Origin of the sequence: Anaerotignum lactatifermentans DSM 14214, assembly GCF_900142265.1 — a bacterium.
Taxonomy (GTDB): domain Bacteria; phylum Bacillota; class Clostridia; order Lachnospirales; family Anaerotignaceae; genus Anaerotignum; species Anaerotignum lactatifermentans.
On record NZ_FRAH01000031.1, the window covers coordinates 1 to 21,229 of the forward strand.

General features: G+C 38.7%; 27 protein-coding genes. 2 read left to right on the top strand and 25 right to left on the bottom strand.

Going from position 1 to position 21,229, the window contains the following annotated elements; genetic code table 11:
* On the bottom strand, positions 1-296 hold a 296-nt coding region (locus BUB35_RS09440; RefSeq protein WP_072851167.1), incomplete at its 3' end, for a BlaI/MecI/CopY family transcriptional regulator.
* Between the two features lie 177 nt (positions 297-473).
* Here BUB35_RS09440 and BUB35_RS09445 point away from each other — a divergent pair.
* Positions 474-827 (top strand): helix-turn-helix domain-containing protein, encoded by a 354-nt coding sequence (locus tag BUB35_RS09445; protein ID WP_072851169.1) that lies wholly within the window; start codon positions 474-476, stop codon positions 825-827.
* 167 nt (positions 828-994) lie between these two features.
* Here the strand turns inward: BUB35_RS09445 and BUB35_RS09450 are convergent, their stop codons facing one another.
* The 13 genes from BUB35_RS09450 to BUB35_RS09515 form a co-directional block, all read right to left on the bottom strand.
* On the bottom strand, positions 995-1,255 hold the full coding sequence (locus BUB35_RS09450; protein ID WP_072851172.1) for a helix-turn-helix domain-containing protein: 261 nt from the start codon (positions 1,253-1,255) through the stop codon (positions 995-997).
* Positions 1,248-3,224 (bottom strand): type IV secretory system conjugative DNA transfer family protein, encoded by a 1,977-nt coding sequence (locus BUB35_RS09455; protein WP_072851174.1) that lies wholly within the window; start codon positions 3,222-3,224, stop codon positions 1,248-1,250. The genes BUB35_RS09450 and BUB35_RS09455 overlap by 8 nt, the downstream gene beginning before the upstream one ends.
* Before the next feature lie 4 nt (positions 3,225-3,228).
* Complete coding sequence (locus BUB35_RS09460; protein WP_072851176.1) at positions 3,229-4,809, bottom strand: DUF3991 and toprim domain-containing protein; 1,581 nt, start codon at positions 4,807-4,809, stop codon at positions 3,229-3,231.
* Position 4,810: 1 nt separating this feature from the next.
* The gene (locus tag BUB35_RS09465; protein ID WP_072851178.1) at positions 4,811-5,245 is read right to left on the bottom strand and encodes a hypothetical protein; all 435 of its coding nucleotides are present in this window, start codon (positions 5,243-5,245) and stop codon (positions 4,811-4,813) included.
* Positions 5,246-5,257: 12 nt separating this feature from the next.
* Positions 5,258-6,070, bottom strand: coding sequence for an amidoligase family protein (locus BUB35_RS09470; protein WP_072851180.1), 813 nt, complete (start codon positions 6,068-6,070; stop codon positions 5,258-5,260).
* A 12-nt stretch (positions 6,071-6,082) separates the two neighbouring features.
* Positions 6,083-7,444 (bottom strand): MobP3 family relaxase, encoded by a 1,362-nt coding sequence (gene mobP3 / locus BUB35_RS09475; protein WP_072851182.1) that lies wholly within the window; start codon positions 7,442-7,444, stop codon positions 6,083-6,085.
* A gap of 8 nt (positions 7,445-7,452) precedes the next feature.
* On the bottom strand, positions 7,453-8,016 hold the full coding sequence (locus BUB35_RS09480; protein ID WP_072851184.1) for a hypothetical protein: 564 nt from the start codon (positions 8,014-8,016) through the stop codon (positions 7,453-7,455).
* Positions 8,013-8,429 (bottom strand): hypothetical protein, encoded by a 417-nt coding sequence (locus BUB35_RS09485; protein WP_022254148.1) that lies wholly within the window; start codon positions 8,427-8,429, stop codon positions 8,013-8,015. The genes BUB35_RS09480 and BUB35_RS09485 overlap by 4 nt, the downstream gene beginning before the upstream one ends.
* A 443-nt stretch (positions 8,430-8,872) precedes the next feature.
* Complete coding sequence (locus BUB35_RS09495; protein ID WP_072851188.1) at positions 8,873-9,439, bottom strand: hypothetical protein; 567 nt, start codon at positions 9,437-9,439, stop codon at positions 8,873-8,875.
* A 5-nt stretch (positions 9,440-9,444) separates the two neighbouring features.
* Positions 9,445-10,032 (bottom strand): ComF family protein, encoded by a 588-nt coding sequence (locus tag BUB35_RS09500; RefSeq protein WP_072851190.1) that lies wholly within the window; start codon positions 10,030-10,032, stop codon positions 9,445-9,447.
* Positions 10,033-10,220: 188 nt separating this feature from the next.
* A complete protein-coding gene (locus BUB35_RS19640; RefSeq protein ID WP_242949233.1) occupies positions 10,221-11,399 on the bottom strand; it encodes a HipA domain-containing protein in 1,179 nt (392 codons plus the stop codon).
* Positions 11,400-11,446: 47 nt separating this feature from the next.
* On the bottom strand, positions 11,447-11,644 hold the full coding sequence (locus BUB35_RS19955; RefSeq protein ID WP_072851192.1) for a hypothetical protein: 198 nt from the start codon (positions 11,642-11,644) through the stop codon (positions 11,447-11,449).
* On the bottom strand, positions 11,637-12,086 hold the full coding sequence (locus BUB35_RS09515) for a helix-turn-helix domain-containing protein (protein ID WP_072851194.1): 450 nt from the start codon (positions 12,084-12,086) through the stop codon (positions 11,637-11,639). The genes BUB35_RS19955 and BUB35_RS09515 overlap by 8 nt, the downstream gene beginning before the upstream one ends.
* Before the next feature lie 169 nt (positions 12,087-12,255).
* On the opposite strand from BUB35_RS09515, the gene BUB35_RS09520 reads away from it, so the two are divergent.
* Positions 12,256-12,873, top strand: a complete 618-nt coding sequence (locus BUB35_RS09520) for a hypothetical protein (RefSeq protein WP_072851196.1) — start codon at positions 12,256-12,258, stop codon at positions 12,871-12,873.
* 20 nt (positions 12,874-12,893) lie between these two features.
* Here the strand turns inward: BUB35_RS09520 and BUB35_RS09525 are convergent, their stop codons facing one another.
* From BUB35_RS09525 to BUB35_RS09575, 11 genes are all read right to left on the bottom strand, one after another.
* Positions 12,894-13,166, bottom strand: coding sequence for a DUF6103 family protein (locus tag BUB35_RS09525; protein ID WP_072851198.1), 273 nt, complete (start codon positions 13,164-13,166; stop codon positions 12,894-12,896).
* 21 nt (positions 13,167-13,187) lie between these two features.
* Positions 13,188-13,904, bottom strand: a complete 717-nt coding sequence (locus tag BUB35_RS09530) for a hypothetical protein (protein WP_072851200.1) — start codon at positions 13,902-13,904, stop codon at positions 13,188-13,190.
* A gap of 18 nt (positions 13,905-13,922) precedes the next feature.
* Positions 13,923-14,276 (bottom strand): hypothetical protein, encoded by a 354-nt coding sequence (locus BUB35_RS09535; protein WP_072851202.1) that lies wholly within the window; start codon positions 14,274-14,276, stop codon positions 13,923-13,925.
* Between the two features lie 16 nt (positions 14,277-14,292).
* A complete protein-coding gene (locus BUB35_RS09540; protein ID WP_072851204.1) occupies positions 14,293-15,243 on the bottom strand; it encodes a C40 family peptidase in 951 nt (316 codons plus the stop codon).
* 347 nt (positions 15,244-15,590) lie between these two features.
* Positions 15,591-15,944, bottom strand: coding sequence for a GNAT family N-acetyltransferase (locus BUB35_RS19645; protein ID WP_242949234.1), 354 nt, complete (start codon positions 15,942-15,944; stop codon positions 15,591-15,593).
* The gene (locus BUB35_RS09550; RefSeq protein WP_072851206.1) at positions 15,941-16,555 is read right to left on the bottom strand and encodes a GrpB family protein; all 615 of its coding nucleotides are present in this window, start codon (positions 16,553-16,555) and stop codon (positions 15,941-15,943) included. Before BUB35_RS09550 ends, BUB35_RS19645 begins: the two co-directional genes overlap by 4 nt.
* Positions 16,556-16,595: 40 nt before the next feature.
* Positions 16,596-17,336, bottom strand: coding sequence for a class I SAM-dependent methyltransferase (locus tag BUB35_RS09555; RefSeq protein WP_072851208.1), 741 nt, complete (start codon positions 17,334-17,336; stop codon positions 16,596-16,598).
* On the bottom strand, positions 17,333-18,187 hold the full coding sequence (locus tag BUB35_RS09560; protein ID WP_072851210.1) for a nucleotidyltransferase domain-containing protein: 855 nt from the start codon (positions 18,185-18,187) through the stop codon (positions 17,333-17,335). Before BUB35_RS09560 ends, BUB35_RS09555 begins: the two co-directional genes overlap by 4 nt.
* A gap of 19 nt (positions 18,188-18,206) precedes the next feature.
* Positions 18,207-19,424: a macrolide efflux MFS transporter Mef(A) gene (mef(A), locus tag BUB35_RS09565; protein ID WP_027625762.1), complete on the bottom strand. Its 1,218-nt coding sequence runs from the start codon at positions 19,422-19,424 to the stop codon at positions 18,207-18,209.
* Positions 19,425-19,954: 530 nt separating this feature from the next.
* On the bottom strand, positions 19,955-20,332 hold the full coding sequence (locus tag BUB35_RS09570) for a TnpV protein (protein ID WP_021419811.1): 378 nt from the start codon (positions 20,330-20,332) through the stop codon (positions 19,955-19,957).
* 272 nt (positions 20,333-20,604) lie between these two features.
* Positions 20,605-20,925, bottom strand: a complete 321-nt coding sequence (locus tag BUB35_RS09575; protein WP_072851212.1) for a hypothetical protein — start codon at positions 20,923-20,925, stop codon at positions 20,605-20,607.
* Between the last annotated feature and the right edge of the window lie 304 nt (positions 20,926-21,229).

Below are 21,229 nucleotides of genomic sequence, written 5' to 3' on the forward strand. Positions count from 1 at the left end.
GCTAAGAAACTTTTTAAAGACCCTTGAAATTTAGATTGCAAAAATTGATCCGCTTCTTTTGCAGAAAACTGTTCTTTTGTCAGCAGCGGAAAATAATATAAACTTTTTCCTTTTTTTGATGCAGACACCATTCCTTTCCCTTCTAGCCTTTTTAAGAATGTTCCAACTGTCTGATGTGTCCAGCTTTCTCCATCTTCATTTAACAAAGCGACCACATCTGCAACCGAAATCATTTCTCCGCAGTCCCAAATTTTTTCCATTACCTTCATTTCAGAATCACTAATATTTGTTTTCATCATTACCTCCATTTACTACATTTTGTCGTTTTTATTCTACTACAAATTGTCGTTTGTTGTCAATGATAATTAAACACCATTTAGATGTAAAAAAATATTTTAACATTAGATTGGTAATAATAAGCAAATCTACTATTTTCTTTGATAGGATATTACCAATGAGGTGTAAAATTATTTATGGACTCCATTTTTGATCGATTAAAGAATTTAAGAGAAGCACACAATTACAAACAAAATTTCGTTGCCAACTATTTGGAAATATCTCAGCAAAGTTATTCCAGATATGAAAATGGAAAGAGGGAACTGCCAATACACTTTTTGCCTGCTCTGGCAAAACTTTATGGTGTTTCTGTAGATTACATTCTTGGTTTATCCATGAACTCTCAAGATCTTGAATCTCTTTCCCAAAAAACATATGCTGGAAAAACATTGAAAAGCATTGTTGACGATCTTTCTGCATTGAACAACGATAATCTTATTTCTGTGATAAAATATATTGAATTTCTAAAATCTACACAAAACTCCAAATAAAACAATATCAGCATTGATTAGAACTTACATTTTCTTTATTCTGTAACCATGAACTGTTCAATGGAGTGGTTAACATTCTTAGCTCAAAATTGCCTATGGCATAGTCCTTGCCATAGGCATACTTGTCCCATTCAATACAATTGCTCACTTCTAATATTCTATCCCTTTTATGTAATAAAATATTTGTTGCTCGTTTTCCCTCCATTTTCTCGAAATCTATTTTCTTTTTGAATATATTCTCGTTTCAGCAACTCTTGTATTGCTCTTTTAACTGTACTCAAAGATAAATTCAAATCTCTTGCTATTGTTTTCATCGAAGGAAAACAGCTTTGATCTTTTTTATTTGCTCTGTCACAAAGATATAAATAAACCAAAACAGCTTTATTTGATATCTCTGTATCCTTATAAACTTTCATTTTGTCAATCATCACTTTTTTCCACTCCTTTCATGGTTTTCGATATGTTGCACAACGGTTTATCTTGTTCCTGCATTGGGCGTTTGACAGCCTGCTGGATAGGATTTTGAGTCAGACCATATTTTTTTGCAATGGCTTCCTCAATGGTCTTTTTATTTGCGTAATGCACCTTTCTCACCACTGCTTGACGCATTGGATATGTTTCATTCAATTCGATCCCCCACTCAAAAAACAGCCTCAGCTTTGTTTTCATTGGCTTTACGCCTGTTCTTGTGACGATGAACGTATCTTTTGGCATGATCTTAAGCTCATCTGGTGTCATCAGCGGTCTGCCCGTCATTTGAAGTGACTTAGATTTATCTCTGCCCTGCGAGATACTTCCTGTCATAACTGTCCTATCCCCCAGCGTTTTGGACAGTACATTGGCTGCTTCGGAGTTTGGTGCAAAGCCGCCATATAGGCAGACCTGGCAGTTATCAATAATGATGTCCGCACCTTCTTTGCCGTAGTTCTTTTCCAGCTGTGCCAATGACTGTATAATAGGCACAAAGCTTATCCGTCTGGAACGGCTGGCGGAAAACATCATTTCCGCAGACTGTATGGCAGGCAGTGTACCGAACTCATCCAGGAAGAACATGACTCTGTTGGGCAGCTTTCCGCCCATTTCATCGGCAATGGAAAGCATTTCTCGATATAACTGTTGTACGATCAAAGAAATGAGGAAATATTTGCTGTCATCTTCCTCCGGCATGATCAAAAACACCGCAGACTTGTTCCTGCAAAACTTTTCCGTATTGATTTTCGTTTCAAAACAAAGTAATTGTTCAATTTCAGAATCCAAAAAAGCATTCAGCCTGGACAATGCTGTTGACAGTACAGACGCCATTGCTTGGTCTGACGTGTTTAATGCAGCACCGGAAAGCCATCTTGCTTTATGTTCTTCCGGTAGACGTTCCATCAACAGCTTGAACTGACTTTTTCCTTTCACTTCCGATGGTCCCAATAAATCTTGAATCAATTTGAACACACTGATGATATGTCTTTCTTCGCCTTTTTCTTCTGTTTCATTTTTTTCTGGTTGGAATAAAATCACTGCTTCCACTTCTCGAATACTTACTTCCTGTGCTTTCGGCAAAAAATCTATGTTTTTATCAATGCAATTTTTTCTCATCTGTGCTATTTCCTTTTTTCGTTCTTCCAAAGCTTTCTGTTTACGGTTTTCTTGCTCCAACACAAGAGCGTAAGGCGAGCAGAACTCCGAAATCACCAATATCACAGCAGTAATCAAGCCCTCTGCCGAATCGTAGAAGAAGACGTTTTGCCCTGCATTGGCAGAGTCAAATCCACCAGAATTCATGACCGTTTTGGATATTATCTTTGCGTACTTCTCTGCTTTTGCCTTTGCCACAAGAGAGTCTGTCTGTAAATATTCATCCATGTAATGGTTCACCATATGAAGCATATTGAAGCCATCGCTTTGGGTTGGATTTCTCAAATCCAACACCGAAATATCATAGCCATAATATTTTTTTGCGATGGGAGCGTAGCTTCTCAGGAGGTCACCCTTCGTATCGGTCGTGACAAAACTCATACCTGACGCACAGCAGTATTCCAGATTTGGATATAAAAACTTGGCTGTCTTGCCCACACCAGCGGCACCGATCATCAGTGCATGAACATCTCCTTCCTCCACGATTGCAGTGACTGTTTTCTTTTTTCCGAATTTCATCATATTGCATCCAATGATAATGCCTTGGGGCAGGTCAAAAGGAGGCTTTCGCCTCCATACCTGTGGTTCATATCTCACTCTTTGAAATGCCGCATCGATTTCTTTTGGTGTGGCAAAACTAGCAGAACCATGCTGTCCATCGCCTACGGTTTTACTTTTGATGTTCAAAGATTTCCTATCGATCAAAAGCATACAGACCATAAAGGCACCGAAAATCAATAGCAATGGCATCAACTTCCATAAATTCTCCATTTCTTCAACCTTCCATCTCTAATTCCATCTGCTCTGTGGTATCAGGTTCTGTTTTTTGTTCTTCCTTGCTCTGCTCCACAAAACTGTTTTTTCTTTCCAGTTCCTGTGGATACTCCGTTTCCACATAGATGATAGCTCTCATTGCCATATCTGCCATGTTTTTCGCCCATACAAAAAGAGATGGCTGATCTTGAACCGCAAGGGTTTTCAAGTGTTCCATCTCTTCTTTCATTTCCTGTATGCGTCGATCCATTCTCGCTTTATCCAGATATGGTTTATATACCTTTTCCAATTTCTGTATGGTGGTTTGGTACATAGTCAACTCTGGCAAGTTCTCATCTCGTTTCATTTCACACATCAAGCAGACGGACAAATCTGCCATACGCAAAATGCTGGCAAGGAGTGGTTTTGTGTCAGCTTCTCCTTTCTTTGCCGATTTTTCTGCTTGCTTGAAATCTCTTTTGATCTGTTCCAGATAAAAAGAGAAGCCTGATTTTTCATATTCCTGTTTACGCCATTTCATATATGGGCTTTCTGTGTTGGCATTCATGATACCAAGTTTTCTGACCGCATCATGGTATGCTGTTTTCTTCGGATGTGACTGTAGAAGAATAGGCACCTTACCATGTTCCGCCTTCAGCTGCTCGTTCCAGTCTTTATAGAGAGGGTATTCCCTTTTGATTTTTTCTGTCACATAACCCTTTTCAATGAGGATATCCTTTAATTTATCACAAGCTTCAATACCTGCCACATCGTAATCCAGACAGAGAAAAATCTCATAGATATTTTTTTGGTCTTCCAAAAATTGTAGAAGGGGTTTTGAAGACAACCCATCCAATGCCAGAAAGCTATCCGCTTTCCATTCATCATTTCTCAATGTAACAAACGACATCAAATCAATGGCAGCTTCAAACACATAGAGCTTGCTGCTTTCCCCTCGCCAGCAGAAACCATACCTGCAGTCTGAACCAGTAACGGTCATTCGGAAGCTTTTTGTCTGCTCCGCTGTAGATTTTTTGCAAGCTGACTTTGGCACACCTTCTTTGTCTGTTCCCACAAAAACTACGTTGCCGTGTTCCTTTTCCTGATAAAGTATATTCTGTTCCACAAAACTTTTCACCACATCTTTGGAGAGAAATCTTGTCTGTAAAAGATAGGCAAACAATCGTTTCATATTACTGTCTTTCTCAGGAAGTTTGAACTCTGATTTTTTTGTACCATCTTCACATTTGGCTGTATTACCATTGACCTCGTTTTTTTCACTCACATTTGGCTTTTCCTGTTCTGCGTTTCTCTTCCTGCCAAGTTCTGGTTCTTCTCCATGTAGAAGTTCTTTCATAGCAGTGCGAAAGTTCATACCATAAAACTCCTGCATAAACTTTAACGGATAACCGCCTCGCATATTTTTATGGTCATACCAACGGTTCTTTCTGATGGAAATACTGTCATGCTCTCCTGTGGAGTCTTTATAAACAAGCACTGACTCGCTTCCCGTTCTTTTTAAGCGCTCCCCTTTTCTCTGAAGGAATTCTTCCAAATCGGTTTGGTTTGCTTTGTCAATTTGTTCTTTTGTGTACAATGCCATGTTATTCTCCTTCTCTGTCTTTCGCTCTGTCCAGAGCATTCTCCACACAGCTGTAATCAAAGCTGTGTTCCGCATACGCTTCTTCCATTGCTTCCACTTCTTTTTCTTTCGGGAATGCAAATGGTGTTTCTTTCATCAGAAAAACCGTTACTTCCAAAACATTTTTTTCCGTTCTAAAATTCCATACTCCCCTTTCATAAATCTCATTTGGATAGATTAATTCCATATTCTGCAAGTCCGTTTCTTCTATTTTCCAAATGACTGCTGGCACGATTTCATCTCCCACCTCCAGTGTTGGCATAGCAGTTTCATAAAACCTGCGAAACTCCAATGCGCAGTCTTTCAGATCGCATTGCATAAAAAGGATTGCTGATGGGCAAATCTCCTCTAGATATTCTTCCCTCATATATCCATCATAAGTTAACAAATAAACCATGTTTCTTCCTCCTTATAAATCCATTTTCATAGATGCAGTATCTTCTGTTTGTTCTTCTGTCTGAATCTCTGTTGGTTCCATCATCTTCTGCCATGCGGAGTTGCCTTCCAAATTTTTTGTCAGCATTTTTCTTGCAAACTTATATTCTTCACCAACCATACCGGCTCGCACCAACCAAGTACGCATCATGAATTTATCATTTTGATTCTCACTTTTCTTCTGGCTGACAGTACGGTTGTTTTCCGCAAAGCTGCTGACGATCTGTGCAAACTGAATATCGCTGAGCAGTTCTTTTTTATTGAGCGTGCTTTTGAAATAAGGAAATGAAATGATACCGTTCTCTTTGCCTTGATTGGTGTCTGCCACTTGTGAAAAGGGAATGTCTAACGCTTTTTGAAATAATTCCCCTTTGCTCTCATAAAGATTTTCCAGATTGGTCTGGTACTTCTCCCAGTTCTCAATACAACTTACATCCAGAAGCAGATTCATTTTCGTGGAGTCATTGACGATAGCACCTCTTAGTTCCAACTGTTCCAAGGCTTTTTCCAGCATTGGAAACTCATTTTCATATAAAAATGGTGAGAGCAGTTTCACTTGGTACATATAGTTTGCTCCCACCACTTTTTCTCCGCTATATTTTTCTGCTTTGATGCTGTCAGAGGGAAGGATACGCCACAGCCTTTGATTTTGATCCGGAACGTTATATCCATTGTCCGACAGACAGAAAACGACTTTTGTATCAAACTGTTCCGCCAAAATCTCTGCCACAGCTTTCCTTGTAATCCCTGTCATATCCATCTCAATACCATATTTTTTCCATCTCATACGCTTCCCTCCTTACATTTTCTGTCCATGGGCTTCTTTCTTTTCCATGATTTTACGCATCAGCTTCTTATCCACATGAATCTGTTGTTTCTTTCTATCATAATCCTCTTTAATCATATGGCTGATGTATTTCATCAGAAGCAGGAACTGTTTTTGTACCTGCATTTGATGAAACTTTTTTGTTCGTTCTTCCCAGCTTTCTTTTGCATTTACTTTTTCATGATTTTCTTTCTCTGAATCTTTTTTGATTGCTTCATCTATTTCCGAAAGCTCCAACGCAGATTTCAAAACCATGTTTTTGATATTGCGGAACTCTGGTTCGTCCGCAAGGGTTCTTCTGGCACGTTCCTGATTCTGGTATGTAGAAAGGATATCGTCTTTCAATCCCAGCCAGCTTTCATAGGCTTGTGAAATCTTTTTGTCCTTGCTGATTTCTTTGACGATCTCGTATACCAGTATTTTATTTTCTTTCTCCAGCCTTCCATAAACCTTTTTGTGTTTTGCTGTTTTCAGTTTTTTAGATAACTCCCAAAGCAAAGCTTCCGCTTTTGGATGATCTGTATATTCCATTGTCATTGCCTGTTTCAGTTTCCTGTCAAAGTAATTTTTCAGCTCGTCCCTGACTTCATCTTTCTGCTCATAGATGTAATACAGCTCATCATGGAATATCTCGTTGGCAAAGGAACTTTTTAGTTTCATAAGGTTTTTTGATCCAAGATAACCTTCTTTGGGCTTTTTAGAATAGCACATCAGATGGATATGAGGATGATGCCCCTCATTATGAAAAGCTCCATACCACACAAAATGCTCCAAAGGAATTCCCATTGCCTTTGCAATCTCTGGTGATTTGCCTCGCACCAGTTCTCTCCACATAGCGGCATTATCATATCCCAATCGGACAGCGTCCTCTCGTTTTAAGGAAAGCACGAATGTCCAGATGTTGCCGTTATGTTCCGCAGCTTCTTTTGCCACTTGATTCAGATCGATTTCTTTATCCGATCCATTCCACAGTGCGTGTCCCTGTTTCCCTCGTTCTGCTCTTGGTCTTTTGGCAAGGTAGCCAACATAGTTTTCCATGCTGTCTTCCCTTGCCAAACCTTCTTCGGCAATTTTATTGATCAGTTCCATAGCGTTTTCTCTTGTTGGATTTTCCAAGTAGTCTTCATACTCTTGTTCGCAGCTTTCTCTCAATTCTTTATGTGCTTTTAGTTCTTTTTCAATCCATCTCTTCTGGTGTTCAGTGGCTTCTCTTTGTGACTGATTCACCTCAAACTTTTCTGCGTTTGGTCTTGTCGCAACATACCTTACATAGTTTTTTACTTGTGATGGTTTTTTCATTTTCAAATATCTTAGCGATAAAATAAATCTTGGCATATCATCACCTACATTTCAAATTGCATCTCATTATCTTGTTTCGATTCCAAGCGATTTTTCAACTCATCCTCTGTTTCTATATAAAAGTCATCTGACCAAAAATCTAAATATAATACACCATAAGAAGTTTCAATTCCTCTTTGGGAAAAGCCTTCACCCCAGCCATCACTGTACTGTCCGTTAAAATAATCTTTCAGAATTTTGATTTCCTGATCTGTCAAAGGTTTTTCGATATCACATACCATAACGCCATATGCTTTGTCCCCTACAGTTTCGACCCTGGGATATGCCGCCGTTACTTTTTTCAGCAAATCTTTTTGGGTTTCTCTGCTTCCATAAGCAAAGTAATGCATCAGCCCCATATCTTCATCTGTTTCATAATCCCATTCCTTACGGATGGCTTGATTGATTTCTTCTTGATAGGCTGTCAGATCTTCTGCTGTCAGAAAATCGAAATCTACTTCTCCCAGTTCCTCCATAGCATCTTCATCAAAATACGAATCGTAATCCATATCTTTGTTGAAGTCATAATCTATGATGCCTTGCACAGGACTATAAAATCTATATTTCATTCCTCGTCACTCCTTTGATATCTTACAGCTTCTTCCATGGTGAGGATGCCGTTGATCTTTTTCACTTCATTGACGCATCGGATATGAAGCCTTCGCATAGTTGCCTCATCCATATCATTGATAGCAGCAAGCATACTTTCCAGCTTTGCCATCTCAACTGCGATTTTGAAAAGCATCTTTGACAGTCTGTTTTCGGAAGTTCTCATAATGCCAGATACGGTTTCCATCATCACATCAGATAAAAAATCCATGTGCTTTTCCTGATAAAGATATCCGGAATAAAAATGAATTGCCTTTTCAATAAAGTCACTGCGATTTGTCAAGCCTTCCATTACAACCGCAGCATCGCTTTTTTGAACTGCGTCTTTGGAAAGCCATACGCTGTATCTTTGTTTTTTATATTCCTCGCTCATTTTATTCTCCTTTCGTAAACTTTGGCACTGAGCTGGTACCAGCACCTGTGCAAAATCTCCTTTTTTCTAAGGGAATCTTGGCATTTGTTGTTTTCATAGCCACAAACCAGTGCCGTCTGCCTTTGACCAGCGTCTGCAAAAAATCCCCGCACTGCGGGGATTTGAGGGATTTTACCGGCTGTTCTGAGCCGGTATTTAACCTGCAAACATTTTTCGCATCTATCAAAGCCCTCCCTTGCAGATATCTGCTCCAAGCACCCTCTTTTTCCCTTCGCCCAAAATCGGGGCAAATTCGCTCCAAACTGCCTTGCCCTGCAACTACTCCACTTGCTCCGCAAAGCGGCACACAGGGGCAAACAGGGCGCAAAAAAAGGCGAACCTTTTGGCTCGCCTATTCTTTCAATACTTCTATTATTTTTGCAAATATGAGATTTTACTTTTGTTTATATTATATTTATTGCTAACTGCCTGTAATCTTCTCTCAAAAAGATCTTGATTTGCTCATTTTCTTTCAACAGTTTTTGGAATAACATCTGGGTGTCTTCTTCACACAGAGAAACAAGACATTTGATATCATCCAAACTTTTTACCGCATACAGTTCATTCACTGTACTCAAATATACCTTGCATTTCTTTCCCAATGCGATTAAATTCAAGATATTATTTAAAGTGCCTTTACTCTTTCCGTTCCAAATCATAAAACCGAAGTCAGCATCTTTTGCCATTTCCAAATCTTTCGCTGCATAGTATCGGAAACCTTTTGCTTGGCTAGGTGGAACAACCGATTTGATTTTCCACCTTCCAACATTGTTTCTAGCCTTGCCTTCTGTAGCATATATGATAACATTTTCATATTGTCTATCAGCAAAAAACTGCTGTACTGCTGTATCTATGCCATCTGCATCTCCTACAATCACTTCATGTTCTTTCGCAGATATAGAAATTAGCTGTCTTATGATCTTTTCATCCAAGGTACGCAAGGCTCTAGGTCCCGCAATAAAAACTTTCATAAACATCACCTGTTTGTTTTTGTAATGGTTAACACATAAATATCTTTTACCATTTTATCTGTTCGAAGAGCATGAACACATTCATTCAAACTTTTTCCAGTGCTATATAAATCATCCACTATAAGAACATTATATGTTCTTTTTGCTAGTTTCGCAAGGTGAAAGACTCCTGTCATAGATGCTTTATCACCACTTAAATCCTTCGACTGTATGTTCGAAGATTTCACAAGTACATCATTATAATAATGCTTGCCAATATAAAGTGCCACTGCTTTGCCAAGTTCCTCTGCAGGTTGATACAATCTAGTTTTGCTTGGTGGTACAGATATTACAACATCAACATTTTTCAACGCTTCCCATTCATCCAGAAATGGAATGATTTCTTCCATAATAGAATCCAGTTGATCATGTTTATATCGATACTTAAATTGGAATAACATTTCTCCTAACTTTGTTCTGGTTGTATCAAAAAGTGGATGACCATAAACATCTTCTCCCATATATGTACTGGACAAAATGTGATGATCCAAGGCATACCCCTCGGTCCATGCGCCAACTAAGCGTATTGGATTGATTCCCTGTTCTCTTTTCATATGTCACCATTCTTTCTAAAAATTAATTCAAAATTGGTTCCAAATCGTCTTTTACTTCATTATATTTGTTTTTTTCTTTTCGTCAATCCAACATACCCAATACAATTTCATGTCTTTTGTTTTCTCTAAATTATTTTTTCGCATCAGAAATAGTTTCTCTGTCTTGCAGAATCTTCTTCTATAACCAACTATTTTTCTTGTGCCGCTGATGAAAACCAACTCAAATTAGATATGATTTCTCCCAGCAATTCTGCTCTTTGGCAGAACGCATCGCATAAAACTGCCCTGCGTTCTCTGCTGATGTAAGGTGACTGGAATAGGATTTCTTCCATTTCTTCTTTCATGCCATCTAGTGCTTTGAGATCAACCCATGAAAAATCTTTTACCAGTTTGATCTGTTCTCTATGGGTTTTCTTGAAAGGCTTGGCTGGCAGATTGGGAGAAAGGGGCTTGATCAGGCTTTCCTGTGTGTTATACCACAGTGATGTTCCACAGTCAAATATAGGTGCAGCACCAATCCATTCCAATGTAACGGCGTTTCGAATCAAGCCGAAGTTATTGAAATGCCTGTCTTCATTTCCGATCAGAAAATCCAAAACAATCATTTTTTCTGTCTGCTCTCTGATATTTTTTACGCCAAGTTGTTCCGCACAATTCAGATAAAATTCATAGTCCGAGAGATCATTTGGCTTCTTTCTGCTCTGCATGATATGGTAAGCAGATACCAATTCCGTTTCAGAAGTAATGAAATCCTGGCAGACAGAAAACGGTTTTTCATGCTCCCACAGCAATGTATACTTCGTATGTGGGATACATAACCTTTCCGCAATCCCAGAAGCAATCACTTCACATAAAGGTTCCTGCTGGTATGGATTACTTCCGCCTTTGATTAAAACTCGTTTCCCATCTCTTACTTTCCATGCCTTTGTCATCTGACCTTCCAGTGAAACGTCTGGTGTCATGGCATCAAAGCATTCTGTAATTTCCAAATTTCCCAGCATCATTTCTCCAAACTGCTCCGAGAAATCGTTGTCAAAAAACTGGATTTGCTCCCATGACACAGAGGAATCTTTTGGTTTCAACCAATATTGATCTGATAAACTTAACCCAAAACTGTCTTTGAGCAGTTCTTTTGATGTAAGCATATTTCTTATATCCAAGACCTCCTGCAGTCTTGGTCGACCTTTTGGTATGGTTCGTCTGCTCCACCACTTTGCCAGAGCCTGCTGATCTGCGTCTTGTTTTTGCATCGTTCCTACTGGCATATGTGCTGCTGCGTATATATTTTTTATGCTTTTGATGTGATAAAACGAATTCATTTCTACATCCGCGACTTTGATTTCTCTATGCATCAATGTAAATTCCACTATCCTCACCTCCGGCTTTTTTCAGAATCATACCCATAAATTCTGCGTCAGTCAAGAAATATACCGTTTTTTACTTGACACCTTTCGTCAACAGATTTTATATACCACAAGCGGCTTTGCCGACTTTGGTAAAGCGGAAATTTCAACATATAGCTTTCATTTTGATATATAATGTTAATTTTATTTCCGTTTGCACCACCATATCCTTTGAATTTATTCACGGTACAAGGCGTAAAATCAATCATCTCTTTCTTCCTCCTCTCCGAATAAATATTTTTTTCTTAAGTAATCTGCCTGTTCCAATGTAATACTATTATCCCATTGACTGGCATTAATCGCTCCGTATAATTCTCCCCACAAACAATCTAAATGCAGTACGTTTTCTTCTTCACCTTTGATAAAATCATCAATTGCCTTTTGAATGCTTGGAGGCAAGTCAGTTTCCAAATAATTCTTTTCCTGAGGAATACCATTTGTGAATTCAGGTTCTGCCTTGAGTAAAATCACTTCTTCCATTGGCATATCTAATACTTTTGCCAGTTTACTAATTGTACCGGCATTACATTTTTCCATACTGGTTTTACCATAACAAATATCAGACAATGTTGCCCATGGAACGCCACTTTCTTTGCTTAAGCGATATCTGGAATATCCTTTTTCTTTCAGTACATCTTGTATCGTCTTCATGTTGCATCACCCATTTCGATTATATCGGTTATCCGATATCAAGTCAATGTGGGAAAATAAAGTAGAATTTTCGCTATTTCTTTATATTTTCTTCTTGACACCTTTCGTCAACAGAGTTTATATACCACAAGCGGCTCTGCCGACTTTGGGGAAAAGGTGGTTTTTATTTATGGATATGTTTCAATATTTTCTTTCGCACCAAGCTGAAAACACATCAGCGTTCTCAGATATTTTTCGTACCGCAAAAGAATTTCATCAGCTTCTTGGACGAAAAAGTTATCTGTTGGATCACTATTTATCCATGTTTTTTCGTTTGATCATTCAGACAGATTTCTGCATTTTGGAAGAGAAAATTTATCAAGCCGTTTCAGACCTACAGAAGAAAATACTGGTTGATTTAGAAAACAATAACGGTTCCATACCAATGTTTGACTGTCAGGAGCCATTTACCCAGCAGGAGCTTTCCTGGACTGCGTTGGCGGATACACTGCTGGAACAGGCGCTGACTGATTTCCAAAATGAAACTGTGTCGACTTACCAAGGGACTGTCGATCTTGTCGATCTGGAACAGACAGAAGAAAAACTCGTTGAACTTCTCGGCAAGGATGTATGGGAACAGTTCCAGCAGGCACTGATCCAATGTTTTCTTCCCTGTTCCTTACTGCAGTTGTTTTGGCAAGGTTTTATCATAGAAATCACGAAACGCTTTCTGTCACGAGATTTGGAAACGGATCAGGAGGTCTTCCGCCTATATCTGCATCGGTTTTTCACAGAAGAGAGCAGCTGATACCAGCTGCTCTCTTGCCCTTAAACGGATTGGCTATCCTGCGGCTGTTCTGCTTGATTCTGTTCTTTCTCAGGTTCTTTTTCTTCGTTTTTCGCTTTTGGTTTACTTGCTCTTTCCATTTCCTCGCCTTCTTCAATATACTCTCGGACATCTGGCGGCACCAGTTTTCGATACAGCCTGTTCAGTGTTTCTTCCAGTTCCTGCTCCAAAGACACCTCTTTTTTTGCCGCATATCGCTTCAATGCCAAATACTTGCTGGTTTCAAACTTCACCTGTATCGCAGAAAGTTTCATGGTATCCACCTCCTTTTTCGGTCACATCTGCGGTTCCATGCAGTTTTCTTTTTCTGAAATCTCACATCCAATCTCTTGAAATTGATCCAAGTTCGGCAGATAGCCAGAATAAACTTCACCACTTTTTTGGTCATGGCTGATCAAAACACCAAACTCCGCATCCTCTTTTTGGATAAACAGGCAGTGCAAAGTCATCTGCTGATCAAAATACTGCAGCTCTTCGTTATCCGTAATGAAGGAAGCCTCCTGCTTGATGTTTTCTCCAAAGAACCAGAAGTCCTCGTCACTAAGAGAAATGATTTTCTCGATTACCACACAGCCTTTGTTTGGCTCATCAGGGTTATAGTAAAACATCGCATCTCTTAGCTCGCGATAAAACAGATTCATGGCTGCTATGCCTTCATATTTTTGCTCTGTTGTTTTTATGCTGTCATAGGAATGTTCTGGTTGCTTATGGTAGAGGATTATATCACAGGCATCAAAATCCATTCGGCATTCTGATATCCTCTCATCTGTCTGAAGCAGATCTTCCAACAAATTCACATACATCAGCTCATCCGAAATCTCTCCAACAGAGAATCTGCTGCTTGCTTTTTCCTCGGAAAACGAAGATAATATTTTTTCTCTTACCTCAAAAACCGGCTCCAGATATTCCTGCAGCACTTGGATTTCTTCTTCACGGAAGTTTTCCAGCTTCGCCATGAAATTTTGAAAATGTGTTCTGTTCATTTGTTCCATACTTTTTCACTCCTCCCCTTAAAGCTCCGGCTCCATAGAAGATTTCAATTCTTCTCCCATTTCAAATTTATTTGCGAGGTAATCACTGAGCCATGTACCGCCAAACTGCTGGTGGGTATTGATCCTCCAGATCGCCAGCTTACCCATATTTAGTTTGACGCCCTCCATATCAAAAAACAGGTTGGTCAGTCCCTCATTTTCAAAAGCATATACATTTTTGAATGTATCACCGTCCAACAGGATACCTGATTCTGTCAATAATTCATTGACACCATCTTCCCATTCCTGCAGTTCTCCACCGCATCCCTGAAATACAATGCCTTCCTTTTCCTGCATCTGTTTCAATTCTTCTACTGTGATTTTTTCAATCATACTTTTTCACACTCCTTTACAATCTGCCAAATCCATAAAAATGCTTCACCCAATAGGAATTCCCCAAGTTTGCATAGCCGATGGGATCGCCGCAATGCAACATTTGATTGTCCCCAACATAGATTCCAATATGAGTTACGGGGTTGCTGCTCTGATATGTTCCTGTAAAAAACACCAAATCTCCTGGCTTGACCTCGTCTTTTGACACCGGTGTACACTGGTTATAGATCTGCTGTGCCGATGTTCTGGGAAGGTTATGGACGCCGGAATGGGTATATACCCAACATACAAAACCGGAACAATCGAAACTGGTTTCCGGTGTACTTCCGCCCCATTGGTAAGGAAAGCCGATATATTTCGTGGCTTCCTGCATCAACTGTGCGAATGTGGCATCGTTGAAAGCTTCCCCCGGAATGCCTGTGATTTTATCTGTCGCAGAGTATCCATACTTGATAAAGAGATATAGATTTCGAATTTCCATCTTTTCTGTTTCCGTAAACTCATAGGAAAGATAATCTTCCAGTTCCTCATAAATCTCGTTATCCTCATCTTTATCCACAAAACAATCCACTAAACCTGCATAGAATTCCTCATCAAAGTCTGTCAGATCCTTTGCGAAATAGAGGATATAAAAAAAGGACTTGACTTTGATATCGTCAAATCCTTCTTCTTCCAATGATTCTATTGTCTGATCCAGTTCCTCAAAGGCATCGATCATTTCTTCCATGGCTTTGGAAAGTTCCGCGTCAATGTCTGTAGGAATGGGTCCGCCATCAAATACGATCCTTGCTACCTCCTGGCTGAAGCTTGCCTGGGTATTGAAAATAGAAACCACAACCAGCAGCGGTATCAGCATCACAATTACAATACCTGCCGCAATACTTGCCAGCAGTGTTCGCACTCGTTTGTCTTCTGCCAGCTCCAACGCTTTCTTCGTCATGACGGCAACTGCCATAGGACTTGCCATTTACTTCACCTACTTTTATTTTTATCTCTGTTCTATATAGATATTGGTGTGTATAAGTAACCTTCTATTCATTATTTATGAACATCCATAGAAAAGGAGCAAGTCATATTTCGACCTTGCTCCTCTATCAAAGACATATTCTTTTAGTTCAACAAATTACAATTTTCAAAATCTTTTTGCGGCATATGTTCTTTTAGAATGGTTAAACATTCCTCCAAATCATTTTTTCTATATCCGATTATTGGGTCTGTTAAAAAAGCAAATCCAAAATCAGAATACAATTTTATTGCACGAAAGCTGGATGGTTGTGTATGAAGAAATACCGGATAGTCATTCTCTTTAATACTTCACATAACAATGGAAAGTAAAGCTCTACCAATGCCTGATCCTTCATAGTTTTTCCGGACTTTAAACCAATGTATTGTAGAAATTTTTTCATATGCCTTCCACGCAAAGCACGTCCCTATAGGAGTATCATTTTTATCACAAACAAATAAACACTTCTGAAAAAATAAATCTTCTTTACTTCCGTATACATCATTAAAGTATTCCGTCATAAACCCATTATATTCTTTGGCAGATTTCATATCGTCAAACGGCATCTCTTTCCATATATCCAGTTCATCTCTTCTACATGTTCTAACATGATACTCATCTGACAACTCAGAAATGGCATTGGAATTTAATGCTTTGCACATCATAAAAAGATTTTTTCAGGAATCCCATTTTCTAAATTCAAACTAGCTCGTTCCATGATTTTCTGTATTATGGACGTTTTGGCGTCCGCATAGTGTTGAACATGCCTCCATTTATTCTTTGCCAAGTTTCGCTTAACTTGTGCATATTTGTCTCGATCAGCATCATTAGTCCGCAACCAATCTCGAAAACGTAACATTCTATCAATCTCTGATGTGCCCGAACTGAACACATGCAGATTGATGTCGGTATCGGGTCCTTTGAACAGGCGGTGTTCGAACCACTCGGGTTCCCGAATCTGCAATATATAGCCAGCTGATTCCAATGCCGGAACATAGGATAGCTCGTCGGCAGAGTCCTTCACAACCAGCAGCATATCAATTATTGGTTTGGCACAAAGCCCCGGTACCGAGGTCGAGCCTACATGTTCAATCTGCAAGGCTTTGTTGCCGAGTACTGAACGAATCCGGTTCGCTTCCTGTTCAAACAAATCAGACCAACTCGGATCGTATTCGACAAGAGTAATCGGTGCATTGTGCGGCTTAAGTTCAGCAACCATGTTTTTTTGCAGCTCTTCATCACTCCTTGGTGTGGAGTTATTTTCTAATAGCATCATATCGCACTCCTTTGCTGTTTATGTTGCGGGGGTTTTAGTTCTATCTATCCACTTTTTTGTTCGCCGATACAATCAGCATCATGGGACGGCGCATTTCATCCTGCATCCCCGGAATATCCATCATGTTTTCCGGCGGCTGCGGCTCCACAATATGATTTATTATAAAACCATTTGAAAGCAGTGTATTTAGATATGTGGTCAGTGTTCTATGATATTTTGTAACCTTTTCTCCCAAAAACACAGCTATCCGTTTGCCCTCATAATAATAATTATCCACCGGAAAATGCAGTATTTCTCCTTTTTCGTTATAATGCCAGTCTTGTGTTCCATAGGCAGTAAAAACAGGATGTTCAATCGTAAAAACTAGCTTACCACCAGACTTCAGTATTCTATATATCTTTTTTACTAAAATCTCATAATCTGCTACATAGTGAAACGCAAGTGAGCTTAATATTACATCAAAACTCTCCTCTGGGAATTCCACATCTTCTATAGCACAGCATTTATATTCAACCTGTGGAAAATGTGTTTTTTCTTTGGCTACCTCGAGCATTTTATGAGAAATATCAACACCTACAACAGAAGACGCTCCGTGTTCCATCGCATAAATACAGTGCCATCCATAGCCGCATCCTAAATCAAGCACACGCTTATCTTTAAAATCCGGCAGCAGCTTTCTCAATGTTTCCCATTCTCCTGCACCGGCTAGTCCCTGCTGTGAGCGACTCATTTGACTGTATTTTTGAAAAAATATATTATCATCATATTTGTTTTCTTTCATCTGAATTCCCCCTCGTTTAAAAAGTTATTTATCTCCGTTGCAATTTTTTTCACTTCTTTATAAAGCTTCTCGGTCATATCGTAGCATTCAAAAAGTGAAAGACCGAGTACTTCAAAAATATGATTTACCCTTTCGGCATATTTTTTAGGTTTATATTCAAAAGTTTCAAGCAGTTTTATAGCTTTCTTTTCGTTAATGCAATAAGCATTATTGCATGCAAATAGTACTTGATTTAAGCATGAAATAATACGAAAAACATGGCCTGCAATATAATATTTATCCTCTGCTCCCGCATTTGCTTTTACAAACATTAAAGAGAACTCTGCTTCAAATAAAAAAAAGTTTATCAAGCTCTTCTTTAGAGCACCAGGGTAAATTTCCGCCTGATTTTTTAATTCGTATAAGCTTTCATTCTTAGCATATAGTATTTTGCTAATCGCTAATTCTCCTCGATACATAGCACTTATATATCCATGGGGATGCCCCGTCTGATAATTAGCAGTAGCAATTCCTTGCTCCGTATCTTTGATTATTTGTTCCACCCGTTTTATATCACGTAAAATCAGATCAACATGATACCCGTTCATAACTAACCATCCGCCGCCATTGATCCAATCACCCCACGCTCCGGGAGGTACAACAAGGTCGTTTCTATTCTCATCATCTAATTCTGTAGCAATTTGATTAATCGCTGTCAGGTCAAATGATTCTGAATTGTAATAGATTCCGATATCTATATCAGAATCCTCTGTATGGGTACCTCTTGCACGGGATCCCCCTAATACGATGCCTTCTATATAAGGCAAAGAGGATAATTTTTCTGTCACTGATTGAATAATATTATATATCATACGAACACACTCCTTTATTTTATTTTGCATCTAATTTTCTAATCTCAGTTATCATTGGGCAAACTATTGCAATGCAAATAATTAAAATACCTGATAGTAAAAACCAATGATTTACACCGATTCTATCAGCAAAGAATCCAGAAAGAATTAACCCAATTGGCATAGCAAGAGACATGATACTTCCAGTTAAAGAAAATACACGTCCTAAATATTCAGGCTTAATTTTCTCCTGAAAAAGAGCTGTTTGCACACCGCTGTAAAACGGAACCGAAAGCCCCATTATTGCACAGCAGACTACAAATATGAAAAATCCACTTTGGGGAAGTAATCCTGAAATGGTTAAGCTTATCCCCATCATAAAAATGGATGCCGTTATTAATAAGATTCGCTTTTGGTAATTCCCAAATAACCCTAATAATAGACCCCCTATCAACATCCCAGAGGCATAAGCAATCTCCGTAATAGAAATATGCATCGGTGTACCATTAAAATATTCCATAGTGATTAAAGGATATAAAGCATTTATGGGCATATAAACAAACATATATAATGTTCCAACGAGTAATAAAGCAAATAATCCTTTATTTTGCCGTAGTACAGCCATTCCTTCTTTCATTTCTCGTATGAAATTTGGTTTCAAACTTTGCACTTGATCACCCAGCTTAGGAATACGTACAATTGCTACCGTAATAGATGCAATCACAGCACCCAATACATCGATGGCAATAATAGCATTTAGTTCCCAAACGGAGTATAAGAGTGCTGCAACCGCCGGACTAACAATATAGCTTATAGACTGCAAAGACTGACTATAGCCTGCACATTTCGTAAGCTGTTCTTCTGGTACTAAAAGTGGCGTAACCGCATTGAGAGCCGGGGTGTGAAAAGCCGTTCCAATGCTACGGATAAACAATACTACCATAACCATCCAGATAGGTAGCTCCATATACAATGCAACAATAGCAAGCACTGCCCCAGCTGCTGCGATAATTAAATCAGCACCAATCATTATCTTCTTCCTATCATGACGATCCACTAATACACCAATAGCTGGTCCAAAGACCGCATAGGGTAAAAAACCTACTAGTGAAGCCATAGACAAGACCATCGCAGATCCTGTTTTCTCTGTAAGGTAAAAAATGATCGCCATTTGCAGGATGGCACTAGTGATTAATGATACTGCCTGCCCTGCCCATATTGTATAAAACTTAAGTTTCCAATTGTTGTATTTTTCCATTTATATTATCTCCTGTATGTTATTTTGCTTGAATTTCTATTTTGAATAGCATTCTAGGCAATAAAAAATGCAGTCCTAAATCCACAATGTGGCTTTTGGTCTGCATACATACAATTTGGAAACATTCATATTAAAGACATAGTTAAATAAAGGTATAGTTAAATAACTTATATCTCACCGTAACTAATGAATGCTCAATATCGTATAAATAAGCACAACAAAAAAGCCTATCATCGGGGATAGATTCTGCTTTTTTATTGCCAGCTTATCTTAAACGCATTGAGGCTGTCATAGTTTCGGTTCCTCCTAAACTCTTATTTGTATCAGCATATATTTTAACACAATAAGTTGTTTTAAGCAACGTTTAAAATTGAAAAAAGCCACGTACAGCGATAGCAAAATACGCAATACCGTCAATGGTCTCGATGAACAGTGCAAGCACTGCCATTGACGGTATTTCTTTATTTTGCTTATGAGCAGACAAGGGCAGTAAGCCAAAAGCTGGCTTACCGCCCCAATCACTCATTCTGTTATGCGTAGATAATCTCGCTGTAAATGATTTCTCTAACTCTGGACTGAATTTCATTCATTTTCTGTACCCACAGCATAGCATTATCTGCTTTCAGTTGCTCGGTCACATTTTCCTGCTCTGCAATTTGCTTTGTCAGCAGGAGCAAACGCTCCTGTGCCTGTCTGTCAATATCTGCAAGGTAGGAGTTTAGTGTACCCTCAATCAGCATTGTGGTATAGAGGAACTGCTTATGCTCCTTTAGATACTGCTTGTGGCGCTGTCCCCACAAACCGATAGGCTGTGTTTCTTCTTCGGAAAGTATCAGACAAGGGATATAATAATCTCCCTGCAATTCATACCATAAACCGTTGCTTTCATCAAAAATGTACTTGTCCATATAATAAATCCTCCAGTATAATATATTCGCACATACGTCACAGTTCTCCGATTGCCACATTCTCTTATATCTTGTTATCAGATTTTCTTGCCCTTGTGTTTGCCCTTATCAGCTTCCAAGGGAAGAATAAACGTAAGTGAAATCGTATAATAAGTTAAGGTGAGCATTTTGCGATAAACCCTTTATTTTCAAGGCTTTCGGAGGATTTTATTAAAACCCTGTGAGGGTTAATAACCACTTATAAAAATGTGGTTTTCAAATTGGAATTTGTTTTACTCTTCTGGCAAACACAAATACCATTCATTTTCAATGAGTATTGCAATGCCGTCTTCTGCTTTTGCATATGGTGCATTTATCAAATCTTTGCTAATGTTTGTCTGACCTTCTTTTTCAGGGAATGTATCGGTGTATGAACTGACATATCCAATAATTGCACTTTCGTCAATTTCTGCCGGCATTGGTTGATAAGACTTCTCATAAAACACCCCATCTACAACAATGCCAAGTTGATACATAGTATCTGTGCCTTTATTGCATCCAACCAATGTCAACACGAATGTCAGAGATAAAATCAATAACATCAATTTTCTCATACGAGTTCCCTCCCTCAAGATTTTTTATTTATATAGACAAAAAAATCAGTAAAATGCACCAAATTACAATTATATTATAACATACTTATATATATTTGTCTTACTCCAGAAATCCATTTCATTAGTTAATATATATTTTTTTGTTCACTAATACTATATAGGGCAGAGACTTATTTCTTAAAACATAACATCCATTTCATCTTCTGGACTCATTTCCATAAACTCATCCATTGTACAGGTTTCTCCCAGATAATTGATGCCGTCTTTCAACGGATAGTATGCATCATCTTCCAAGGGAAACGGT